Annotated in this window: 17 protein-coding genes; 12 read left to right on the forward strand and 5 right to left on the reverse strand. The window is 27.8% G+C overall.

Features of this window, described 5'->3' with window-relative positions:
- Nucleotides 1-2 precede the first annotated feature (2 nt).
- Nucleotides 3-692, reverse strand: a complete 690-nt coding sequence (gene pyrH / locus BVAVS116_RS02845; protein ID WP_006068833.1) for a UMP kinase — start codon at nucleotides 690-692, stop codon at nucleotides 3-5.
- Nucleotides 693-892: 200 nt separating this feature from the next.
- Between pyrH and BVAVS116_RS02850 the strand changes: the two genes are divergently transcribed.
- From BVAVS116_RS02850 to pyrG, 4 genes are all read left to right on the forward strand, one after another.
- A complete protein-coding gene (locus tag BVAVS116_RS02850) occupies nucleotides 893-1969 on the forward strand; it encodes a glycosyltransferase family 2 protein (RefSeq protein WP_006068751.1) in 1077 nt (358 codons plus the stop codon).
- Nucleotides 1970-2029: 60 nt separating this feature from the next.
- Nucleotides 2030-2830 carry an ATP-binding cassette domain-containing protein gene (locus BVAVS116_RS02855; protein WP_006068356.1) on the forward strand — a complete coding sequence of 267 codons (801 nt, stop codon included), beginning with the start codon at nucleotides 2030-2032 and terminating at the stop codon, nucleotides 2828-2830.
- 12 nt (nucleotides 2831-2842) lie between these two features.
- Entirely contained in the window at nucleotides 2843-3697 is an 855-nt protein-coding gene (locus BVAVS116_RS02860) for a hypothetical protein (protein ID WP_006068695.1), read from the forward strand.
- 188 nt (nucleotides 3698-3885) lie between these two features.
- A complete protein-coding gene (gene pyrG, locus BVAVS116_RS02865) occupies nucleotides 3886-5487 on the forward strand; it encodes a glutamine hydrolyzing CTP synthase (protein WP_006068290.1) in 1602 nt (533 codons plus the stop codon).
- Between the two features lie 14 nt (nucleotides 5488-5501).
- Here the strand turns inward: pyrG and BVAVS116_RS02870 are convergent, their stop codons facing one another.
- A complete protein-coding gene (locus tag BVAVS116_RS02870) occupies nucleotides 5502-6026 on the reverse strand; it encodes a DUF1761 domain-containing protein (RefSeq protein WP_006068396.1) in 525 nt (174 codons plus the stop codon).
- 136 nt (nucleotides 6027-6162) lie between these two features.
- On the opposite strand from BVAVS116_RS02870, the gene BVAVS116_RS02875 reads away from it, so the two are divergent.
- The 5 genes from BVAVS116_RS02875 to recG all read left to right on the forward strand — a co-directional run bounded on the left by BVAVS116_RS02875 (nucleotide 6163) and on the right by recG (nucleotide 14406).
- On the forward strand, nucleotides 6163-6750 hold the full coding sequence (locus BVAVS116_RS02875; RefSeq protein WP_006068445.1) for a hypothetical protein: 588 nt from the start codon (nucleotides 6163-6165) through the stop codon (nucleotides 6748-6750).
- 250 nt (nucleotides 6751-7000) lie between these two features.
- Nucleotides 7001-8173 carry a methyl-accepting chemotaxis protein gene (locus BVAVS116_RS02880; protein ID WP_006068543.1) on the forward strand — a complete coding sequence of 391 codons (1173 nt, stop codon included), beginning with the start codon at nucleotides 7001-7003 and terminating at the stop codon, nucleotides 8171-8173.
- Between the two features lie 87 nt (nucleotides 8174-8260).
- Nucleotides 8261-11746 (forward strand): DNA polymerase III subunit alpha, encoded by a 3486-nt coding sequence (gene dnaE, locus BVAVS116_RS02885; RefSeq protein WP_006068529.1) that lies wholly within the window; start codon nucleotides 8261-8263, stop codon nucleotides 11744-11746.
- 35 nt (nucleotides 11747-11781) lie between these two features.
- A complete protein-coding gene (locus BVAVS116_RS02890; protein WP_095456337.1) occupies nucleotides 11782-12336 on the forward strand; it encodes a YggT family protein in 555 nt (184 codons plus the stop codon).
- Between the two features lie 9 nt (nucleotides 12337-12345).
- Nucleotides 12346-14406, forward strand: a complete 2061-nt coding sequence (recG, locus tag BVAVS116_RS02895) for an ATP-dependent DNA helicase RecG (RefSeq protein ID WP_006068807.1) — start codon at nucleotides 12346-12348, stop codon at nucleotides 14404-14406.
- On the opposite strand, the gene BVAVS116_RS02900 is transcribed toward recG, so the two are convergent.
- A complete protein-coding gene (locus BVAVS116_RS02900; RefSeq protein WP_040351342.1) occupies nucleotides 14403-15191 on the reverse strand; it encodes a M15 family metallopeptidase in 789 nt (262 codons plus the stop codon). The genes recG and BVAVS116_RS02900 overlap by 4 nt on opposite strands.
- A 166-nt stretch (nucleotides 15192-15357) precedes the next feature.
- Between BVAVS116_RS02900 and BVAVS116_RS02905 the strand changes: the two genes are divergently transcribed.
- The 3 genes from BVAVS116_RS02905 to murD all read left to right on the forward strand — a co-directional run bounded on the left by BVAVS116_RS02905 (nucleotide 15358) and on the right by murD (nucleotide 19588).
- Complete coding sequence (locus BVAVS116_RS02905; RefSeq protein ID WP_006068994.1) at nucleotides 15358-16707, forward strand: MATE family efflux transporter; 1350 nt, start codon at nucleotides 15358-15360, stop codon at nucleotides 16705-16707.
- Between the two features lie 160 nt (nucleotides 16708-16867).
- Nucleotides 16868-18214: an MATE family efflux transporter gene (locus BVAVS116_RS02910; protein WP_006068733.1), complete on the forward strand. Its 1347-nt coding sequence runs from the start codon at nucleotides 16868-16870 to the stop codon at nucleotides 18212-18214.
- 18 nt (nucleotides 18215-18232) lie between these two features.
- Nucleotides 18233-19588: a UDP-N-acetylmuramoyl-L-alanine--D-glutamate ligase gene (gene murD / locus BVAVS116_RS02915; RefSeq protein ID WP_006068712.1), complete on the forward strand. Its 1356-nt coding sequence runs from the start codon at nucleotides 18233-18235 to the stop codon at nucleotides 19586-19588.
- Here murD and BVAVS116_RS02920 read toward each other — a convergent pair.
- Both BVAVS116_RS02920 and metG read right to left on the reverse strand, forming a co-directional pair.
- Complete coding sequence (locus tag BVAVS116_RS02920) at nucleotides 19585-20628, reverse strand: lipid II:glycine glycyltransferase FemX (RefSeq protein ID WP_006068401.1); 1044 nt, start codon at nucleotides 20626-20628, stop codon at nucleotides 19585-19587. The genes murD and BVAVS116_RS02920 overlap by 4 nt on opposite strands.
- Nucleotides 20629-20637: 9 nt before the next feature.
- Nucleotides 20638-22812: a methionine--tRNA ligase gene (metG, locus tag BVAVS116_RS02925; protein ID WP_006068794.1), complete on the reverse strand. Its 2175-nt coding sequence runs from the start codon at nucleotides 22810-22812 to the stop codon at nucleotides 20638-20640.
- Nucleotides 22813-22962 lie beyond the last annotated feature (150 nt).

Consider the following 22962-nt stretch of genomic DNA (forward strand, 5'->3'; position numbering starts at 1 on the left):
TTTTATTTTACTATAACAGTACCAAAAAAATCATTATTTTTGTTAAAAACTTTTTCTAAGTTTTCAATATTATTTCCATTTACTATGTAAAGGGTAAGTCCAAGTTTTGAAGAAAGCTTTGTTGCTATTGGGTCAAAAGGTAAATTTAAGCCCGGATTCCACTTTTGACCTACAATGTTTTGTAATTGTTTCCAATTTAATTTTTTAAAAGCTGTTGCGTTTTTAAATTTTTTTGGATCTTTATCATAAACTTGATTTACATTTGTTATATTTATAATATCCTTTTTATTAAATTTTTCTGCAAATTTTACAGCAATGTAATCTGTTGAAAATCCCGATTTCCAGCCGGAAGCAATTAATATTTTTCCTTTAAAAGAAAAATTTTTTAAGGGATTGGTGACAATTTTGTCTATACAAAAAGGATTCATTACTTTACATAGAAATTCTGCGTTTAACTTTGTTGACATTATTCCAATCTCATCAAGTTCACGAACTTTAAAATTAGGGTTGATTTTTTTATATGCGTCTTGGTACTCTCTTGCAACCTTTCCTCCACCAACTATTAAAATGATTTTTCTTTTTTCATTTTCTAGTAACCATTTAAAAACAAAGTTTTTAAAGTTTTTGATGAATTCTATATTGATTTGATTTGAATTTATTACCCCTCCCCCAAGACTTATTATCTCAAGCATCCAATCTCCTTATTTAGGCTAATGTTTTTTAAATTTTTTACTTTTAATAATATAGCAATTTCTGTTAAACTTTTCATTAAAAATAAATTCAAAACAATACAAACTTGTTAATTATATATTACAATTTAATTGTTATGCAAAAAATTAAAGGAATTTGTTGTTAGGTGTTTTAGCTTTGGTTTTACTTAGCAGTTTTTATTTTGGAGGATATTGTGCATAAGTATAAAGTTTCTGTTATTATTTGTTTTTTTAATTCGGCTGAAACTCTTGATGCAATGATAAAAGATGCTGTTAATCAAACATTAAAAGATAAAGAAATTATATTAATTAACGATGGTTCTTATGATAATAGTTTAGAAATAGCAGAAAAATATGCTAATAAGTATAGCTATATTAAGATTTTTAGTCAAAAAAATATGGGACTTGCTGCTTCTAGAGATAAGGGATTCTCTGAGGCCCAAGGGGAGTATGTTATTTTTTGGGATGGTGATGATTCTGTAGAGAGCACTATGCTTGAAGTTTTATATAATAGGGCAAAGGCAGACAATTCTGATATTGTTTGTTCCCAATTTTATGTTTATTTTCTTGCAATAAATGTAAAAAGAAAATCTTTGCTTCCTTTTCCCAATTATCCATTAACAGGTAAAGAGGCGTTTAAAAATTTGCTTTTTACTGTTTATTCGACTTTTGGAAAGAAAAATTTTGTTGTTGGAACGTTATGGGATAAATTGATTAGACGAGAATTAATCTTAAAGAATAATATTCACCAGCAAAATGTAGTATTTGAAGATATAGTTTTTGTTATGCAAATTTTTTTAAAAGCTTCTAAGGTTTCTTTTGTAAATAATTATTTTTATACTAATTACCAAAGAATGGGAAGCATGAGCTCTTCTATTAGTGTTTTACATAAAGCTAAATTATCTCTTAATACAATAGAAACTTTATTAAAAAGAGAAGGTATTTTTAACGAATGTCAACATTTGTATAAAAGATTTTTTTTGCAATTTTATTATTTTATTTCTTTTAAGCAAATTTATATTATTAGCTGGAATATTTCTGACAAGCTTGTTTATAGGGCTTACAAAGAAAAGCTTATTTCTGTTCTTGATGAGATTAAAGGATTATCTGAATTTCAAGATTGTTATGAATATGTAAAAAATTTTGGATTTAACGAAATTCAAATTTTGCCTAGGATTATGCTAAAAATTTGGAATTTTAGCTCAAGACTTTATGTAAATTTTTCTATATTTATTTATAAGTTGTTTATAAAGAATTGAATTTATATTTTTGGGTAATTAATTTTTTTCATATTTGACCTTTAATATTAAGGAGTATTTATGGCTATTGAAGTTGTTAATGTAAAATTTTCCTATAAAAAAAAAGAAGTTTACTCTGATTTAAATTTAAACATTGAAACTCCTCAAACCTATTTGCTTCTTGGGAAAAATGGAGTTGGAAAAACAACTTTGCTTAAACTTGTAAGTGGACTTTTGGAGCCACTAAAAGGGAAAGTTTTATTTAACTCTTTAGCAGCTTTTCCAAGAGATCCCTTGAATTTAGTGAATTTATTCTTTATTCCCGAAGAATTTTCACTTCCTAGATTGTCTTTAGCTGAATACAGTAAAGCTCTATCTAGATTTTATCCAAATTTTAATAAGGCAGATTTTGAAAAATATTTATTGGATTTTAATCTAGATATTTCTCTAGATTTATCTTCAGCTTCTTTTGGGCAAAAGAAAAAAAGTATTATTGCATTTTCTCTAGCTACAAACGTTTCTTGCCTGTTGTTTGACGAGCCAACAAATAGTCTTGATATTGTTTCAAAAAATGTTTTTAGAAACGTGCTTTCTAATTTAAATGATAGAGTAATTTTTATTACAGGTCACAATGTAAGAGATTTAACAGGAGTTGTAGATTATTTAATTATTATTGGAGAAAAGTCAATTCTTTTTTCTAATTCAGTATCTTATATTAATAAAAATTATAAGATTAAAATTGTCAGCGAATTGAATGGAAATGAATTGTATTATGAAAAAAATAAAGAGGGGTTTAAAGCGCTTTATTTTGAGATTAGCAATGGAGATGAAATTATTGACATTGAATTTTTCTTTTTATATGTTACTGAAAATAAAAAATAGAGGTAATAAAAGATGTTTAGCTTAAAAAGATTTTTAAATTTGTTTTATTTTGATTTTGTTTATAATAAAAAATTCTATATTTTATTAATAGTTAAAATTTTAGGAATGATATTTATATCTTATTTGCTTGTTAGATTTTATTTTAATTTTACAGCAACTGATTTTTTAAAGTTTTTTGTTCCTAAAATATTGATTTTAACCTTGATTGTATCGATGTTTGCCATGTGTGATTATTACAAAGTAATTCACGATCCGTTTAAAAATATTCTTTATTTATCTTTGCCTGTTTCAACTTTTGAACATTATTTTTTCAATTTAATTAAATATTTATTTATGTTGCCTTTGATTTTAATCTTTTTTTATTATTTAGGATTAAATATTTTTTTATTCCTAGATAATGTATTCTTTTTAAGAAGTGGCGAGGGTTTTGCATTCTTAGAACTAAGGTATCTTTCTGATTTTTTCTTTTTTCGTTATTTAAATTTTTTGTCTATTTTTCCAATCTTCATGTTTTTTAGAATAGCTTTTAAAACACATCCTTTTGTTAAGGTTTCCATATTTTTTTTGGGGACTATTATTTTATTATTTTTTTCCACGTCTTTTATTTACTCGGTTTTTAAATATTCGCCATGTTCTTCTGATTTAATTTTTTCTTTTGATAGATTTTTAGGGGACTTTTTTTTTAAAATAGTTTATAGTTCGGTATTTTTTTTATATTTAGCTTCATATTTTAAGATAGTAGAGCTTGGAAGTGTTAGGAAAAAAAGCAATTTGTTTGCTATTGTAGGGTTTTTAGTTTTTTTAGCAATGTTTAATTATTATTATTTAACCAAAGGTTCATTATATTGCTTTGTTGATTATAATTAAAATAGTTTAAAAGATTTAAAACAAGGGCTTAAAAATAGCCTTGTAGCTAAGCATTAATAATTTTTATTTTAGTTTAATATTTTTATTTGTGTTAATGTAAGTGATTATGTTTTATATGTGATTTATGTGTTCTTATTAAGCGTAAGCTTAATTGGTTTGAAATTTAAAGGTTTAATTTTGGGGTATACATGAAAAAAAACTTAAAGATTTTAGTAATAACAGGAGGCGTGATCTCTGGGATTGGTAAAGGAGTTACATCGGCAAGTATTGCAAGGTTGTTTAGATATAATTTTAAAGTTACTCCAATTAAATGTGACGGATATTTAAATACCGATCCCGGGACTATTAATCCTGTTGAGCATGGAGAAGTTTTTGTGCTTGATGATGGGGGAGAGGTTGATATGGACTTTGGTCATTATGAGAGATTTTTAAATCTTAATGCAAAGTCTAGTTGGAACATTACAATGGGCAAAATATACAAAAAGATACTTGAAAATGAGCGAGAGGGTAAATATTTGGGAAGAACAGTTCAGCTTATTCCTCATGTTACTGATGAGATCAAGTCTGCAATTTTTCAGATTGCAAGTTTTGAGAATAGTGATATGTTAATAATTGAAATTGGTGGAACTGTAGGAGATATGGAGAATATTTTATTTATTGAGACAGTAAGACAAATAAGACATGAAATTGGAAGTAGCAATATTTCTTTTATTCATTTAACCTATGTGCCAAGTCCAACTGGAATTAATGAACAAAAATCTAAACCTACTCAACAGAGTGTTAAAACTTTAAATAAAGCAGGCATTTTTCCCGATTTGATTATTGCTAGAAGCTCTCAAGTATTAACAGACCAAATCAGAAAAAAAGTGGCAATGTTTTGTAATGTTGAGAGCACTTCTATTATTGATAATGTTGATGTTTCTACTATTTATGAAATTCCTATATCTTTTTATAAGCAAGGTGTACATGAGATTTTAAGTTCTAAGTTAAATATTAAGGTTGATCCTAAAATAGAAGAGCTTTCAAAGCTTGTAGAAGTTATAAAATCTAATTTTTTTATGCCTAAAAAAATTATTAATATTGCTATTTGTGGTAAATATGCCAAACTTGACGATTCTTATGCGTCAATTAGAGAGTCTTTAGTCCATGTTGCAGCCAATTTGGATTTACTTATTAAAAGCACACTAATTGATTCTAATGATTTAAATGAAAACTGTTTAAAAGGGTTTGACGGCATTATTGTTCCTGGTGGTTTTGGGGGTAGAGGGTATGAAGGTAAAATTATTGCTATTAAATATGCTCGTGAGAACAATATTCCCTTTCTTGGAATTTGTCTTGGTTTGCAGCTTGCTATAATAGAATTCGCTCGTAATGTTTGTGGGATACTTGATGCTGATACAGAGGAAAATTTAGAAAAAGATAAGCCTTTAAAAAATCCTGTTATTCATTTACTTCCCGAGCAAAAGGGAATTAAAGATAAAGGTGCTACAATGAGACTTGGAGGATATCCTGTGATTCTTAAAAAGAATACAATGGCTTTTAAGCTTTATGGCCAAGACAGGATAATTGAAAGATTTAGGCATAGGTATGAAGTTAATAATGATTATATAGATTTATTTGAAAAAAATGGACTTGTAGTATCTGGCTTTTCAAGTGATTTTAAAATAGCAAAATTAATAGAAATTCCTAAAAATAAATTTTTTCTAGCTTGTCAATTTCATCCAGAACTTATTACAAGAATAGAAAATCCAGCTAAACTTTTTTTAGGGCTAATTAAAGCTTGTATTTGAGTATCTGTTTATACTTAGTGAGTAGGCAGGTTTTCAAAGTTAATGTTTGTAGTGTTCTCAAATTGCAATATTTTGTAACTTAAAAATAATTTAGAAAATATGGTTAGCAATATTATTATTAAAAAGTCAAAAAAAGCATTGGCTATTGTCAAGTTAAACGGTCTTTTTTCATAGATTATATCGTTTATTACTTTGGGCAAACTAAATGCAAGCCAAGTTATGCTAGATATTAGTATTGCAGATAATATGTTGTAATTTAAGTTTGTTAGGTTTCCTAGAGAGTTATTAGTTAGGGTTATTAAATTGTTGAATAAATTGATAAGAGCACTGATTAAAAAACTTTGCAATAAATGACTGAAAGTTAAAATCACAATAATAATTATTTTATATTGTTTGTTTTTAGCGTTTGATGTAGTGGCATTGTAAATTATTTTTTTCAGCAATATTTTTCGGTATATTATTTCTAATAATATTTTAAATAAAGTCATGCTTAATATTAATATTAGATTAATATTTGAGAACATAAATTTGACCAACATAATTTCCCCCTTCATTTTGGGCAATGATTTAATTATAATTAGTATATAATAAAATATTTTGATTTATTTGATACGGTTCTAATTTTATTATATTTGTACAATAGTTTTAATTTTTGGCAATTATTAGGAGGATTGAATGAAGGAAGAAGACATTAGAAAAACAATTTTAATGAAAAGACTAGTTAAATATTTTTTTGATGAACTTAAATATAGAATGAAGATTCCTTGTTTTAGAATAAGTAATAAAGAGATGAGCACTAAATATATACTTCTCAATCTTTTTAGAAAAATTGCAAATCTTCCTTTTAATAAACAATATGAAATAGAAGAGCAGTTTGCTCTTGAAGTTGGTGAAAGAGTTGTGCTTACGGATGCTGTTTTGATTAAAAGAATTGATCATGAAAGATGTGTTATTGTTGGGATTGTTGAAGCAAAAACGGATCAAGTTGATCTTAATTATGAATTTAATAGATTTTTTCTTCAGGATAAAAAAAACAATGTTCTTTTTTGGCAACCTAAAAAAGTTATTCTTAAGCAAGATGATAAATTATTTACAACAGAATCAGACGATATTTTTAATTTTGACAACGATTTTAACTTGCCAAAAGTTAAGGCTAAATTAGAAGAGTTTATTAATATTTTCTTATGTTTTTTTTCTTACAGAGATGCTCTTTTTGAGTATAATGAGGTTAGTGGACGTTACTCTTGGGTAAAAAGGAAGTAAATAAATTTAATATTAGTTGTAAATTTAATTAAATAAGGAGAATGATTTGTATCTTTAGATGGTTTTGCGGTTTAAGATGAAAGCTTAAATTTATGTCAGAGTGTTAATTTTTACTATTTATTAACATTTAAATGTAAAAATATTTTTTTGTTTATTGATGTATTTGGTTTGATGTTAAAGTTGAAATAATGTGTCAAATTAAGTACTTGTGGCTCTATTAAAAAAAAAAAAAATATGGTAGAATCCCTTTATGAAAAAATTTTCGTTTTTTAAAAAAAAGAAAGAAAAAGTTTTGGATTCAACCCTTTTAAATATTGTCGATAATGACAAAAAAGATTTGAGTACTTATGAATATAAAGCCCCTGTTAAGGAAATGCTCAAGGGATTTTATCATACCAAAGCTTCCATTGCTACTTTAAAAGTAGGATTTGAGTCATTGCAAAGAATTTTGTTTTCTGGAATAGAAGATTTTGACAATATATTTTCTGTTCTTGTTAAGATTACAAATAATGCTCGTGATCAGATAAGCGATATTTTTAGTGATCTTGGCAAAAATAACAAGGAAAAACTAAATCAAATATCTTCTGTTATTGTTGGAATTCAGGGAAGCTTAGAAACAATAAGTAATTTTTTGGGTGCTACCAATATGATTTCTCTTAATGCAAAGCTTGAGGCAGCAAGAGCTAAAGAATATGGTAAAGGATTTTCCGTTGTTGCAGATGAGATTAAGCGACTTTCTGATCAGGCAAAAGGTGTTATGAATATGATTTCTGTAAAGGAAATTGAGGAGGTTTCTAAAGATTTAATTTCTCATAACCTTAAGGATTTGCAGATTGATATTGATAAGTTCTTTGCTGAGATTCTTGAACAGCTTAATTATCTTGAGAGCATATTTAAACGCTTTTCAAGAAGTCAAGAGGAATTTTCTTCTTTGCTTGAAAATCTTGATAGCATAGATGCTAATATGGCTTATTATTCAAGGAACTGTGATTCTTTGATTAGTTCTGATACTTTTATGCTTTCTAATGATGAATTTTTAAAAGAGTTAGAATTTATTATCTCAGAACAATTTTCTTGGATTAATAATTTGAGATTAATTGTTGAAGAACAAAAGTCAGTATATATTCAAACGGATGCTTCCAAGCATGGGTTTGGATTGTTTTATAAAGGATTATCCCCTAAAAATGATGCTGTTAAGCAGTTGTGGGAAGAAGTATATATTCCTTATTTAAATATTAATAAGTTTGCAGCTGAAATTTTAATTGTATTTAGGATGGAGAATCTCAGTGATAGTGGTTTAAGGCAAGCTAAAGATTTTTTGTCTCAAGCCGAGAGTTTATCTGAAGAAATTGTCAGAAAACTTGAGCATATTAAAAAAATGGCAATTGAATTGGATAATCAAGGAATTAGTATTTTTTCTTGACTCTTTTAATAAGAGTTTTTGTAATAATTTAAATTAGAGATTTAAAATTATTATGTGTTTTTAAATTTTTATTTATTTGAATAAGGTTTGTTAAAAATCAAGTTTTATTTTGATAAAATAATTTTAGGTATGAGTTTTAGGGCCAAGTTTATTCATCTGCATGTGCATTCAGATTATTCTCTTTTGGATGGAGCTGCAAAAATATCAGATATTATATCAAAAGCAAAAAAATGCAATATGTCACATATTGCATTAACAGACCATGGCAATCTTTTTGGAGCTATTAAATTTTATAAAGAAGCTAAAAAAGCAGGGATTAAGCCAATAATTGGTATTGAAGCTTATATGGCAAAAACTTCTAAGTTTTTAAAAAAACAGGATGATCTTGGAAAAATGTCTTATCATTTAATTTTGCTTGCCAAAAATGAGCTGGGTTATAAAAACTTATTAAAGTTAACAAGTATTTCTTATCTTGAAGGGTTTTATTATCGTCCAAGGATAGATAAAGAGGATCTTGAAAAATATTCAGAAGGTTTAATTTGCACTTCAGCTTGCATTGGGGGGCTTATTCCAAGACTTATTTTGGCCAATAGATTTGAAGATGCTAAGAATGAAATTCTTTGGTTTAAGAAAGTTTTTGGTAATGATTTTTATCTTGAGCTTCAAAGGCATGGAATTAAAGAGCAAAACATTGTGAATGAAAGGCTGGTTGAGTATTCTAGGGAGCTTGGAGTTCCTTTAACAGCAGCTAATGATTCTCATTATGTTAATAAAGAAGATGCAGTTGCTCAAGATATTATTGTTTGTATTGGCACTGGTGCTAAGAAAAGCGATGAGAATAGATTGAAAATGGAAACCAATGAATTTTATATTAAATCTCAAGAAGAAATGTGTGAACTTTTTAATGATTTGCCCGAAGCTTTAGAAAATACTGTAAGGATTGCAGAGAAGTGTGATGATTTTAAAATAACTTTTCCAGGTCCTATTTTGCCTGATTATCAAATTCCTGTTGAATTTAATACTCTTGGTGAATATTTAGAACACCTCACTCTTGATGGGTTAAAATTTAGATATAAAACTTTGACAAACAAAATAAAAGATAGAGCTTTTTATGAATTGAGTGTGATAATTGGAATGGGTTTTGAAGGCTATTTTTTGATTGTTTGGGATTTTATTAAATTTGCGCATGATCACGATATTCCTGTTGGGGCTGGGCGTGGTTCTGGTGCTGGTTCAATTGTAGCTTATGCTCTTAGAATTACCGATATTGATCCTTTAAAGTATAATTTGCTTTTTGAGAGATTTTTAAATCCTGAGCGTATTTCTATGCCCGATTTTGATATTGATTTTTGCTTTGAAGGCAGAGATGAGATTATAAAATATGTTACTAATAAATATGGAGAAGATAAGGTAGCCCAAATAATTACTTTTGGAACTTTAAAACCCAAGGCTGTAGTTAAAGACGTAGCTAGAGTTTTAGATATTCCATTTGCTGAATCTAACGAGCTTACCAAGTTTATTCCTGATAGTCCTAAAGTTTCTTTAAAAGAGGTTTTAGATGATAATTCTTTAAAAGAGTATTTTACAAGCAAGCCTGTTTATAAAGAATTGATGGATGCTGCATTGGTTCTTGAAGGAATGAATAGACATGCTTCAACTCATGCTGCTGGAATTGTAATTTCTAAAACTCCTTTAACCGATTATGTGCCTCTTTATAAGGATTATAAGCAAGGCTCTGTTTCTACTCAATATACAATGGATTTACTTGAAGAATGTGGACTTGTTAAGATGGATTTTCTTGGTTTAAAAACATTAACTTTAATAAAAAATGCAGAAAATCTTATTAGAAGTGTAAATCCAGATTTTAAAATAAAAAATATTCCAGATAATGACGTTAAGACTTTTAAGATGCTAGGAGAAGGAAGAAGCGCGTCTGTTTTTCAGTTTGAATCTGAGGGAATGCAGCAAATTCTAAAAGATGCAAAACCTGATAATATTGAAGATTTGATAGCCTTAAATGCTCTTTATAGACCAGGCCCTATGCAATTTATTCCTCAATTTATTGCTGCTAAAAAAGGTGTTAAGAGAATTAAGTATCCCCATCCAGATTTAAAGGAAGTTTTAAGACCGACTTATGGAGTTATTGTTTATCAAGAACAAGTAATGGAAGTTGCAAAAATAATTGGAGGTTTTTCTCTTGGCAAGGCCGATATTTTAAGACGTGCTATGGGTAAAAAGAAAGAAGACGAGATGAATGAAATGAAGGTCGACTTTTTAAGAGGAGCTATTGAGAAGGGATATGACAAAGAAGTTGCTAGTGAAATTTTTGAACTTTTAAAGCCTTTTTCGGGATATGGATTTAATAAATCACATGCAGCGGCGTATTCTTTAATAGCGTATCAAACTGCTTATCTTAAGGCTAATTACCCTGAGTATTTTATGGCTGCCAACTTGACAAATGAAATTAATAATAATGATAAGCTTTCTTATTACATTGAGGAGTCAAAAGCTATAGGTATAAACGTGCTCAAACCCGATATAAATCGATCATTTAGAGAATTTCGTGTAACTGACTCTGGAATTTCTTATGGGCTTAATGGGATTAAAAATCTTGGAGGAATTGTTGTTGATTTAATAATTGATGAGAGAGAGAAAAACGGTAAATATATTTCTTTTGAGGATTTTGTCAGACGTGTAGATGATAAAGTAATTAATAAGAAATTTTTAGAATCTGCAATAAAATCTGGACTTTTTGATAGTTTGGATCAAAATAGAAAAACTTTATTTGAAAATCTTGATCAATTGATTGAAGTTGTTTCAGAAGATAAAAATAATAAAAAACTTGGTCAAAATAGTTTGTTTGATGCTCTTGAAAATCAAGACTCAATTCAGCAAAGTTTTAATTACCAGGTTTTTAAAGAATATTCTTATTCTGAGCTTTTAGGATTTGAAAAAGAACTTTTAGGATTTTATGTATCAGGGCATCCTCTTGATCCTTATAAAAAGGCAATTAATAGTTTTTCCAGTTTAAATGTTTTAAGTGATCTTGCTATCAAAAAAGATAGCATTGTTCAATTTGCTGGCATTTTGAATTTAGTAAAAGTTATTCAAACTAAAAGAAATAATGCAAAAATGGCATTTGGTGTTATTGAAGATTTTAAAGGTGCAATAGATATTGTAGTTTTTACAGAAAGCTACGAAAGGTATAAGAATTTTTTACTTGAAGGCAATGTTATTGGGGTTATAGGCAGACTTACGTTTAACAGAGATAAGTTTTCGATTGTAGTTGAAAAAGTTGTAAATATTGAGAGACTCTCCGAAGATAGAGTAAACAACATTCATATTAAATTTTTAAATAATAAATTGAATGACTTGCAATTACTTAACTCTTTGAAAGAAAGTATAAGTAATTTTGAGGACAATTCTGGATTTTCAAATGTTTATTTTTATTTAAGGGAAAATGGTAAGGATTTAAAATTAAAAATGAATTCAATTTTAAATTTTGGGCCAGATGAAGACAAGCTTGATAAATTGAGAAGATGTGTAATAGTTGAAGATGTTTGGGTTGATTAGGAGGTGCCGTGTTAGTTGTTTTAATAGAAACTTTAATGGTATTTTTGCAGATTTATAGGATTTTAATTTTAATTAGGATCATTCTTAGCTGGCTTGTATCTTCAGGAATTAGTACCAATGTGTTTTTCAGGTTTATACATATTGTCACAGAACCATTTTTATCTTTTTTTAGAAGAATTCCTTTTTTCACAATTGGTATGTTTGATTTTTCTCCAATTGCAGCTTTAATAACTCTAACTATTTTTGAAAGAATGTTGGCTTATGGGAATTATAAGCTTTCTACATTTATTATTTTATTTATTGTTGAAATTTGGGGGATATTTAGAAGCATTTTTATTGCTATAGTTTTCTTTTTATTGTTGAGATTATTATTATTGCTTTTGAATTTGTTCCAAGGTTCAGACTTTTTTAAAACAGTCGATTCATTTTTACTTCCTTTATCTACTAAAATAAGTGGTGTAATTACTGACAAACACATGTCTTATACTTTACGTTTGATTGTTGGGAGTGCTTTAATGATAGCATTTATAATTATTATTGAACAAGTTGTATTTGCTATTAGAGTTTTAGGAACATATTTGCCTTTTTAGGAGATTAAAATGTTTTTACATGAGTTTGAATATGAGCTTAAAGGTATAGGTGGTCTTGGTGAGAAAGGGGTTGAAAGGTTAAATAATCTGCAAATTTCAAATGTTAAGGATCTTATTGAGTTTTTTCCTGTAAAATATGAGGATCGTCAAAATATACAAACTTTTCCGGATTTTTCTAAAGTGAAAAGTTGTGATATGATGACGGTGTTCACTGTTGTAGGGCATAAAAAATTTGGGGATAGTTCTAAAAAAAATTTGAAGTTAACGGCTAGAAGTATAAATGATGAGCCTTTTGAAATTTTACTTTTCAATAGGGCTTTTTTAGAGAATGTTTTTAGAATAGATAAAAAATTCTATATTTATTCTAAATTTACCTATAACGATTATAGTGGTTTATGGAGTTGTTCTAATTTTGACAGTGAAGTTTTTAGCGATAATCCTGAAAGGTTTAAAAAAATTCTCCCGGTTTATTCTTTAACAGAAGGATTGACATCAAAGAAAATTTCATTATATGTAAAAGAAGCCCTTGAATATTTTTTTAAGTTTGGGCAAACAGATGTTCCTAAATTTTTAATAGAGAAGTATTCTTTGTTGTCGTTAAGCGAGGCTTTAAAAGAGATTCACTTTCCAAGTTCATTAGAAATGCTTGAAAAAGCGAAAAAAACTTTAATTTACAGAGAAATTTTCTTGCTCCAGTTTTTTTCAAGGTATAGATCTTCGAAGGTTCTTTTCCGAGAAAAAAAACATTTATCAAAAGATTTGCTTGAAAGAGTTGTTTCAAGCTTGCCCTTTGAACTTACAGAAGATCAAAGAATTTCTATTGATGAGATATTCTCTGATCTTGGCTCTTCTAAACCAATGAATAGATTGCTTCAAGGTGATGTTGGAAGTGGTAAAACCCTTGTTGCCTTGCTTTCAGGGCTTCCTTTAATTGAAGCTGGGTATCAGGTGGCATTTATGGCTCCTACTGATCTTTTAGCTCGCCAACATTATGATAATTTATCCAACATATTGTCGTCTTTTAATGTTTCAGTGACTCTTTTGACTGGCAGTTTAAAAAAGAAGGATAAAGATCAAGCGTTAGAAAGTATTAAAAGTGGAACTTCTGGTTTAATAATCGGAACACATGCTATTTTTTACGAAAGTACAGAATTTAAAAGATTAGCATATGTTATCATTGATGAGCAGCATAAATTTGGAGTTGTTCAAAGAGAAGAACTTAAAAAAAAAGGAGAAGGGGTAGACATACTTTTAATGTCTGCAACGCCTATTCCTAGAAGCTTTGCGTTGACACTTTTTGGTGATCTTGAAATTTCGTTTATTAAAACCTTACCCAAGGGTCGTTTACCTATTACTACTTATTTAGCAAAGCATGGCAATGAAGATAAAGTTTATGAGTTTTTAAAAAAAGAGCTCATAAAGGGTCATCAAGTTTATTTTGTTTATCCATTAATTTCATCTTCAGAAAAATTTGAATTAAAAGATGTTAATAATATGTGTTTAAAATTGAAGGAAGTGTTTAGCGAATATGTTGTTGATATGCTTCATTCTAAGTTACCATCTGATTTGAAAGAAGAAATTATGAAAAATTTTTATTCTAAAAAAGTAGATATTTTGGTAGCTACTAGTGTTATTGAAGTTGGAATTGATTGTCCAAATGCCACTTGTATGGTGGTAGAGCATGCCGAGCGTTTTGGACTTTCTACTTTGCACCAAATTAGAGGTCGAGTTGGTAGAGGTAATTTACAATCTTTTTTCTTTTTACTTTATAAAGAACCTTTGACAAGCGCTGGAAAATTTCGATTGAAAACCATAAAAGAAAATTTAGATGGATTTAAAATAGCAGAGGAAGATTTGAGGTTAAGAGGGCCTGGTAATTTATTTGGTCTTGAGCAAGCAGGGTATTTAAAATTAAAAATATCTAATTTTGTTGATGATAGAGATATTATAGTCTTGATTCGAGAAGAACTTGACTTATTTTTTTATGACAATTCTTCTTATGATAAGCTTGATATTGATTTGCTAGACAATCTTTTTTGTTCTTATTTGAATTCTGGAAGAAGTATTTAGTTTGCATATTTCTCAATTAGGCTAATAAGATTTGTTTTATTCTGATTCCAGAATTCAAGAAGCTTATATTGTAAATTATTAAAATATCTTTTCTGAATAAAGCATGGCTTAGGTCCTATGTATAAATAGTGCCAAGGTTCTGCTTTATAGCCAGTTTTTATTTCGTGTCCTTTTGGGTATGAAAGAGAAAATCCATATTTTAGAGAATTTTCGTAAAGCCATTTTCCTTCTTTTGTGTTTAGTAAATTATTATCTAGATTTATAAAATCTATTGCTGTTCCCATATGATGCTGAGAATGGCCTGGAATTGCTGATTGAGTTTCTGCAATTTTTCTGCCGTAAGTTTTTACATTATAATCAAATAAAAATTTTTGGTATTCTTGCGTTCTGTAAGCGGATTTAATTTTAATTTCGATTCCAAATTTTTTTGCATCTTTTACTAGCTGAATTAAGTCTTTGATTAAGATTCGTCTTACCTTGATATTTTTTACTCCAAGATTCTTAAGATCTTTAAAGTCATCAACATTTACTAGATCAGGTACTTTATAGTCTGCAGAAATTGGCATTTTTTTATTTATTAGAGTTAAAAGGTTGTTTTTTCCTGCATCTACTAAAGGCTTTATTTCTTTTAAAAACTGAATAGGATTTTTTTCAATAAAATTTTTGTGCTGTTCATGCATTGTTTTGGTAATATTTAGTAGTGTTGTTAAATCTTTTTTTGAAATGCTGTTTGCTAACAAAGATAGGTTAATAAATAGAAGTAATAAAACATAGATTAATTTCATATTATTTAATTATAATAATATATTTTAGTATAATAAATAGTTAATTCTAAATATATGTATATACATATACATATACATATACATATACATATATTTATGTTCTAGATTGGGTTTTTGGGTTTAATTTAATTAAAAGTAATAAATAAAGGAGAATGACATAAGGAATATGATCAAAAAGTTTAAAAATTATGACCAGATAATAAAAGAACTATTTGTTATAGCTATTCCTACAGCTTTTGAATCGCTTTTATTTCAAATGGTAACCTTTTTTGATAATTTTATGATCTCCTATTTAGGTTCTTTTCACGTTACAGGAGTTTCTTTAGCAAATAGAGTGACTTTTCTTTTTTTTATTATTGTGTTTGGACTTGGTACAGCTTTAAGCGCTTACGTGTCCCAAGCAATTGCAAAAAAGAAATTTCTTCAAATAAGGCAATCTTTTGCTTATATATTGTCAATTGGAACTACAATAGGAATAATTTTTTTTATATTTTCATTTTTTTTTCCAAAAAATATTATCAAACTATTTACAGCTAATCAGAATTCTTTAAATTTTGGATCAGAGTATTTAAAAATTATTTCATGGTCTTATGTGTTAATGGCATATTCTTTTTTATCGGCTATGGGGTTTAAGAGTGCTAAAGAAGTAAAAATACCTTTATATGTTACTTCTATTGTTGTTTTAATAAATATTGTTTTTAATTATATTTTTATTTTTGGTTTTGGCATGGGAATAAAAGGTGCCGCATATGCTACTGTGCTTGCTAGAATTGTTGAGTTTATTTTTTATTTTCTATATAGTCTGATAAGCAGTAATTCATATTATAGGATTAAGTTTGGCGATTTTTTTGTTTCAAAGATAGTTACTAGAGCCAATTTAAAGCTGATTGTACCCGTTTTGTCTCATGAGATTTTTTGGGTCTTGAATATAACTATTTTGCATGCATTTTATGCTCGTGTTGGGAGTATTGAATACGCTGCATTTGCTGTTGCGTCAAATCTTTTTGACATTTGCTTTGTATTGCTTCATGGTATGGGACTTGCCACAGGTGTTGTTATTGGGCATTTAATGGTTTATGATAAAAAACATGTTAGGTCGGTTGGATTTTTTTTATCTTTTTTAGGATTTCTTTTAGGCATTTTTGTAGTTATTTTGCTTATTGGAATATCTGGCTTTGCACCTTATATTTTTAGTAATTTAAATTTTCCCAAGCTTGTTAGTGTGTTTATTTATGTTTTTGCAAGTATTGTAGTTTTTAAAGCTTTTACGGCGCAAGTTCTTGTTGGAGTTTTTAGGGCCAGTGGTATACCAAATGTTTGTTTTTTTATTGAATCGGGGGTAATTATTTTTTATACGCTTCCAGTTGCATATTTATTAGTGTTTTACACTAATTTAAGTTTGCCAATAGTGGTTTTTATTGTAAATTTGGAAGAGATTATTAAAAATATATTTATTATAATTGAATTTTTTCATGATGATTGGATACGAGAGATTGATTATGAAGAGCTTGATTGAGCATGGGGTAGCGTGATATATTTAGTATTAATAAAAATTTTAATGGTCTTGATAAATCTAAAATTCATTCTGATTGTATTGACTTAAAAGCAATTCCTTTTATTGTAGTGTCTTAGTATTCGTTTTTGTAAAAATCTTGATTTTTTATTTGGAGAAGTTTATGTATTCATTAAGCGCATCAAAAAAAGATAAAATCTATAAAGATCTTTTAAAAATTGCAATTCCAACTGCTATTGAGTTTTTTTTGTTTAATTTTATTTCTCTTACAGATAATGCTATGGTTGCATATCTTGGTGATTATCCTGTTGCAGGAGTTTCTCTTGCAAATAAATTTTTTGAACTGTTTGTTACTATTGGGTTTGCTATGGTAGGAGCTTACAATATAATCGCTACAAGGCAATACAATCAGGGCGATTTTAAAAGTTTTAAAAATACATTTTTTATTAGTATATTAACTATTATTGTATTTTCTTTTCCGTTTATATTGATTTCTAGAGTTAACCCCTTTTTTTTACTTAAATTGATCTCTAGTGATGTGCAGGCAGTTTATTATGGAGCGATTTATTTAAACATAGCTATTTTTTCTTTTGTATTTGCAATCATAAAAGGACTTGTTGCTAATGCTCTTAAAGTTGTTGAGATTGTTAAATTTCAAGTTTACATTTCTGTTTTTTCAGTGCTTTTAAATCTAATATTAAATTATATTTTTATTTTTGTTTTTCATATGGGTGTAGTTGGAGCTGCTATTGCAACAACAGTTATTCGTACCTTAGAGCTTATTATTTATCTTTTCTATACAGTGTTTAACAAGAATTCAATTTTGCACTTTAAGCTTAATGATTTAAATATTAATGTTAAGTTGTTTGTTCAATTAATTAAATTTTTTATTCCAATTCTTTTAAATGATTTTATTTGGTTTTTTGGCTATCTTGTATTGACGTCAATTTTTATAGGAATTGATACTCATAGATATGCTGCTTACAGCATATCTTTTTCTGTTTATTTTATTATCTTTAATATAATTAATTCCTTTTGTATTTCTTTAAATATTATGATGGGCTATGAAATGCATAATAGTAAAAAAGAAGTTATGAAAGTTGCAATGTATTTAGGTAAAATTGGCTTAAAGCTTGCTTTTTTAACATCTTTTGTATTGTTTGTGTTTTCATTTTTTGCCCCGTATATTTTTTATACATTAAAATATTCGCACCTTACAGGAATTATTTTAAGGTATTCTTCTGTTTCTGCCTTTTTTATGGCTCTTGCTTTTCAATATCTTTTTGGATTTTTCCGTGCAGGAGCATCTCCAAGTTTTGGTGCTATTATGGAAGGTTCTGTAACGTTTATTTACACTATTCCTATTGCTTTTGTTTTAGCAAATTATACAAATTTTCCTTTTGAAATTATTGTTTTTATTCCAGCTCTTGAGGATGCAATCAAACTTGCTATTTCACTTCCTTATTTTTATAGTGAAAGGTGGATTAAATCTATTAAAACAGGTTGGTAGGTTTGATATAATCTTATTGTGCGTTTAGACGAAATTAAAAATTTAAATTTTTTAGTCATGGGTTTAGGTCTTAATGGAGGAGGAGTAGCTCTTTCTAGATTTTTATTAAAGCATGGGGCAAAAGTAGTAATTACTGATCTTAAAAGTGAGGCAGAATTGGCTTTAAGTATTGATTCTTTGAAAGATTTTGATGATCAAATTAGGTATGTTTTAGGTAAACACGATGCAGACGATTTTAAAAGAGCTGATATTGTTGTGAAAAATCCTAGCGTGAAACCCAATAATGAATATTTAAAGCTTGCAAAACGAGTTGAAACGGATATTAGCTTATTTTTGATATTCAACAAGAATCCTATAATTGCAGTAACCGGTACTAAAGGTAAATCGACTCTTGCATCTCTTTTGTATCAAGTTTTGAAAAAGAAATATCCAAGAGCAAAGCTTGGAGGAAATATTGGTGTATCTCCTTTGAGTTTTTTTGATCAACTTGATGGAAGATCTCCTTTGATTTTAGAACTTTCTTCTTGGCAGTTGCAATCTTTAGAGAATTTTAATCCTATTCTTAGCATTGTTACAAATATTTACAACGATCACCAAAATTATTATTTAAATTTTGATGACTATATTATCGATAAGTCAAAAATTTTTGTAAATCAAACTTCAGGAATTGTGATTATTCAGGATAAAGCTTATTACAAATATTTTTCAAAATTTGAATCAAAAGCCAAAGTTATTTTATTTTCTGAATTTAATCCTTGTGATTTTGATTTAGATGTTTTTTATTGTAATAAAGGTAAAGTATATTTTAATAACAAATTGATTGGAAGTTTTTCTGAGTCACAAGTTGTTTTTATGATTCCCAAGCTTATTACTTTTTTTGTTTCGTATTATTTAAACATAGGCTTTAATCATGTGTTTCAGATTTTAAATAATTTTAAAGGTATTGAACATAGATTAGAGTTTGTTAAATTAATTCAAAATGTAATGTTTTATAATGATACAGCTTCAACTATTCCCGATTCTACGGTTTTATCTGTTAAAAGTTTGAAAACAAATGATAATCATATTAACTTAATTGTTGGAGGAACTGATAAAGAGCTTGATTTTTCAAGTTTTAGCAAGATTATAAATTGTGTGAAAACTTGGATCTTGATAAAAGGTAGTGCAACTGTAAAAATTATTAAGATTTTAGAAAAAAGTAGCATACAATATTTTGTATTTGATTCTTTAAAAGATTCAGTAAATCATGCTCTCAAGGTTTCAAGTCCTGGTGATATTGTGTTATTTTCCCCTGCTAGTGCTTCTTTTGAGCTTTTCAATAATGAGTTTGATAGAGGTCTACAATTCAAAAATTTAGTTAATATGCTTGGTTAAATTTTTTTTCTAATTACTTTGTAATAAAAGTATCTGAGTTTTTCAAGATTTACATAAATCTTATAAATAAAATTTTTGTAAGTAAAATCATAACATCCAATTCTGTGAATAATATTTCCCCCAAATCCTGTTTTAAAAGCAAAAAGACCAGACAAGGGATGTTTTTTATTTGCAATTGGGGGGATTCCTAATAAATCATATTCTTTTATTCCCAATTTTTTTAAAATTTGTATTGCCTTAAATTGCACTGCGTAATTGGGCATTAAATTTCTATATTCGTTGCTGGAAGCCCCGTAAAGATAGACCGCTTTTTCCTTGTAAATTCCTACTATTATGCCAGAAACAATTATGTTGTTGTAAAATGCAAGTATCAATTTTATTTGAGCATTTTTGTCTTGTTTGAATATTTTAATGAGGTTTTGTATATATTCTTCTGAGTGGATAGTAAATTTATCTCTTTTGCTAGTTTCTTTGTAAAGTTTATAAAATTCATTTAAATGTTTAAATTCATCATCTATTAATATATTCAGATTTTTTTTTGCGCTGAGCTTTATATTGTATCTTGTTTTTTTTTTCATGTTAAGCAAAATATTCTCAAGAGAATTGTTTAAGTTTAATATTGTTGTGCTTGAAGGCTGTATGTCATCAAATGATTTTTTTAGATATTTGATTTTAATTTTTAGTGGAGAGTATTTATCATTTAGTGTTCTTTGATAGTAATACATTAAATCGAATCTTAAAAAAATTGTATTTTTATGTAAGTAGGATTTTATTTTCATGCTAAATTCTTTAATATTTTTGCTGATTTTATCAATATTGATGTTCTCAAGAGTTTTGTTTGAAAATTCTGGATGCGGAATGTATGCTAAGTAAAAATTTTTAAACAGTCTTCTTTGCATTACAACAATTTTACCAAGAACATCACTTTTAAATGCTATGGCTTTCCAATTGTTGTTTTTTGTTGTTTTTATTAATGCCCACAGTTCGCTTTGAAGATAATTTTCTTCCATTTCTTTTGTTTTTATTTTTTTAATAGTCATTAATAGCTCTTAACAAACTATTCCGTTTGGAATATCTTTAGATAGGATTTTGTTCTTAGAATGTTCAAATATTAAGTTTATTCCGTTTATTTTAAGCTCTCCATTTTCTGTTACTATATTAGCTTTTGAGAATTTATTTATGTCAATTTTAGGTGGACAGATAAGATCTTGATTTTGATCGGTTTCAAGTATTATTCTCTCTCCAACAATGGGATTTTGGATTGAATCTTCTACAATGATAACTTTAAAATTTTTGTTTTTGTCCTCAGCTGCTATTAGCATCCCTTCAGATTTTATTCCTCTAAACTTTGCAGGCTTTAAATTGTCTACTATTATTATATGTTTTCCTAAAAGCTCTTCTTCTTTGTAATGTCCTTCAAGGCTGCTAACTATTTGTTTATCCTCATTAGCTCCGCCATCTACTTTTAATATGAATAAGTTTTTAGCCTCAGGATTTCTTTCTATTTTATTTATTTTCACAACTTTTAAGAGCACTTTTTCTCTAAATAAATTTTCTGGTTGTTCTTTTTCTTGCATATTTTTTTCTCCTGAATATTTTTGCTTTAAATCGTTGATTTTTTTTTGCTCTAGTTTATTGAACAATATCTCTGTGGATTCAATTTTTTTAATTCCCGATTTAGTTCCAAGAATTTTGGTAGAAAATTGATAACTGTTGCCCAAGAATTTTTGTATCTTTTTGCTTGTTTCGGGAATAAATGGCATCATTAAAATAGATAAGTCTCTGATTAGGTATATTAAGTTTAAGATTAGCTCTTTTGTTTCTTGTGGAAAGCTGTCTTTTCTTTTCCAAGGTTCGTTATCTTGAAATATTTTGTTTCCAAGGGATGAAATTTTAAGTATTTCTTTGAGCGCAGATTTTAATTCTGTCTTTTTAAAAAGATTTAGTATTTTATTATACTTTGGTGTTATTTGTTTCCAAAATTTATTTTGTATTTCTATTGGTTCTACAACATCTCCAAAGAATTTTTTTTGGAATGTTAACACTCTGTTTACAAGGTTTGAAAAATTATCAATAAGTTCTGTATTTACTCTTTCCATAAAATCTTGCCACATAAATTGAAAATCAGATTTTTCAGGTCTGTTATAGTAGATATAAAATCGCCAAACATCAGAAGGGATTCCTGTGGTAATAGCATCGTTTCCAAAAATTCCTGTTCCTTCCGATTTTGAAAATTTAAGATTTTCGTAATTTAAGTACTCGCTTGATGAGAGCTGATTTAATATTGTCCAATTTTCTTTACTTCCAATTTCTATGCAGGGGAATATAATTGTATGAAATAATATATTGTCTTTTCCAATAAATTGTACAAGATTTACTTGTTCATTATTTTTCCACCAAGATTTCCAATTTTTGACAATGTTTTTGGTAATTGAGATATATCCTATTGGGGCATCAAACCATACATAAAATACTTTATTTTCATAACCTTTTTTAGGCACAGGAATTCCCCATTTTAGATCTCTTGTAATTGCTCTTTCTTTAAGACCATCTCTTAAAAAAGAGTTTGTCATATTAAGGGCATTGGTATTCCAATTCTTGCTAGTATTTGGATTTTTTATCCATTTTTCAAGTTTTGTTTTTATTTTAGGAAGATCTATATAAAGATGATTGGTTTTTTTCAAAATAGGTTTGTTTTTACAAATTATGCATTTTGGATTTATTAGGTCTATTGGATTTAAAAGCTTAGAACAGTTGTCGCATTGATCTCCTTTAGCTATACTTTGGCACTCTGGGCATTCTCCTATTACATATCTATCAGCTAAGAATATTGAGTCTTTGTTGCAAAAAAACTGTTCAGTTTCTCGCTCTTTTATATAACCATTTTTTTCTAATTTTAGGAAAAAATTTTGTACAATCTCTTGGTGGTGCTTATTGGTTGTACGACCGAAGATATCAAAGTCGATATTGAACCATTTGTAAATTGATTTATGTATTTCATAATATTTATTGCAAAGTTCTAAAGGGGTAGTTTTTTCAATTAAGGCTTTAGTTTCTGTGGCTGTTCCATATTCATCTGTCCCACAGATATAAAGAGTTTCAATTCCTGACATTTTTGAATATCTTGCAAAAGCATCGGCTGATAATACTTGTACTAAATTTCCAAGATGAGGAATGTTGTTAACATAGGGTAGAGCAGCTGTTACCAGATTCATTTTTTTCATTCAATTTCCCCTCTTTTGAGTAAGCTATTAATATTGTAATACGGATAGGATAGTTTTTTTCAATACCTTTTATAAAAATTCTTTTAAAATTAACCCATTTTTGATTTTTTCTGTAAAAAATGATATAAATGTTTTTTATATTATAGGGGT

This window comes from Borreliella valaisiana VS116, from assembly GCF_000170955.2.
Taxonomy (GTDB): domain Bacteria; phylum Spirochaetota; class Spirochaetia; order Borreliales; family Borreliaceae; genus Borreliella; species Borreliella valaisiana.

Bases quoted from the DNA above. Each gene is read 5' to 3' on its own strand.
- BVAVS116_RS02860 (WP_006068695.1), top strand. From the start codon at position 2,843: ATGTTTAGCTTAAAAAGATTTTTAAATTTGTTTTATTTTGATTTTGTT.
- pyrG (WP_006068290.1), top strand. From the start codon at position 3,886: ATGAAAAAAAACTTAAAGATTTTAGTAATAACAGGAGGCGTGATCTCT.
- BVAVS116_RS02890 (WP_095456337.1), top strand. From the start codon at position 11,782: ATGGTATTTTTGCAGATTTATAGGATTTTAATTTTAATTAGGATCATT.
- pyrH (WP_006068833.1), bottom strand. From the start codon at position 692: ATGCTTGAGATAATAAGTCTTGGGGGAGGGGTAATAAATTCAAATCAA.
- BVAVS116_RS02870 (WP_006068396.1), bottom strand. From the start codon at position 6,026: ATGTTGGTCAAATTTATGTTCTCAAATATTAATCTAATATTAATATTA.
- BVAVS116_RS02875 (WP_006068445.1), top strand. From the start codon at position 6,163: ATGAAGGAAGAAGACATTAGAAAAACAATTTTAATGAAAAGACTAGTT.
- recG (WP_006068807.1), top strand. From the start codon at position 12,346: ATGTTTTTACATGAGTTTGAATATGAGCTTAAAGGTATAGGTGGTCTT.
- BVAVS116_RS02855 (WP_006068356.1), top strand. From the start codon at position 2,030: ATGGCTATTGAAGTTGTTAATGTAAAATTTTCCTATAAAAAAAAAGAA.
- BVAVS116_RS02880 (WP_006068543.1), top strand. From the start codon at position 7,001: ATGAAAAAATTTTCGTTTTTTAAAAAAAAGAAAGAAAAAGTTTTGGAT.
- BVAVS116_RS02910 (WP_006068733.1), top strand. From the start codon at position 16,868: ATGTATTCATTAAGCGCATCAAAAAAAGATAAAATCTATAAAGATCTT.
- BVAVS116_RS02920 (WP_006068401.1), bottom strand. From the start codon at position 20,628: ATGACTATTAAAAAAATAAAAACAAAAGAAATGGAAGAAAATTATCTT.
- BVAVS116_RS02900 (WP_040351342.1), bottom strand. From the start codon at position 15,191: ATGAAATTAATCTATGTTTTATTACTTCTATTTATTAACCTATCTTTG.
- BVAVS116_RS02905 (WP_006068994.1), top strand. From the start codon at position 15,358: ATGATCAAAAAGTTTAAAAATTATGACCAGATAATAAAAGAACTATTT.
- metG (WP_006068794.1), bottom strand. From the start codon at position 22,812: ATGAAAAAAATGAATCTGGTAACAGCTGCTCTACCCTATGTTAACAAC.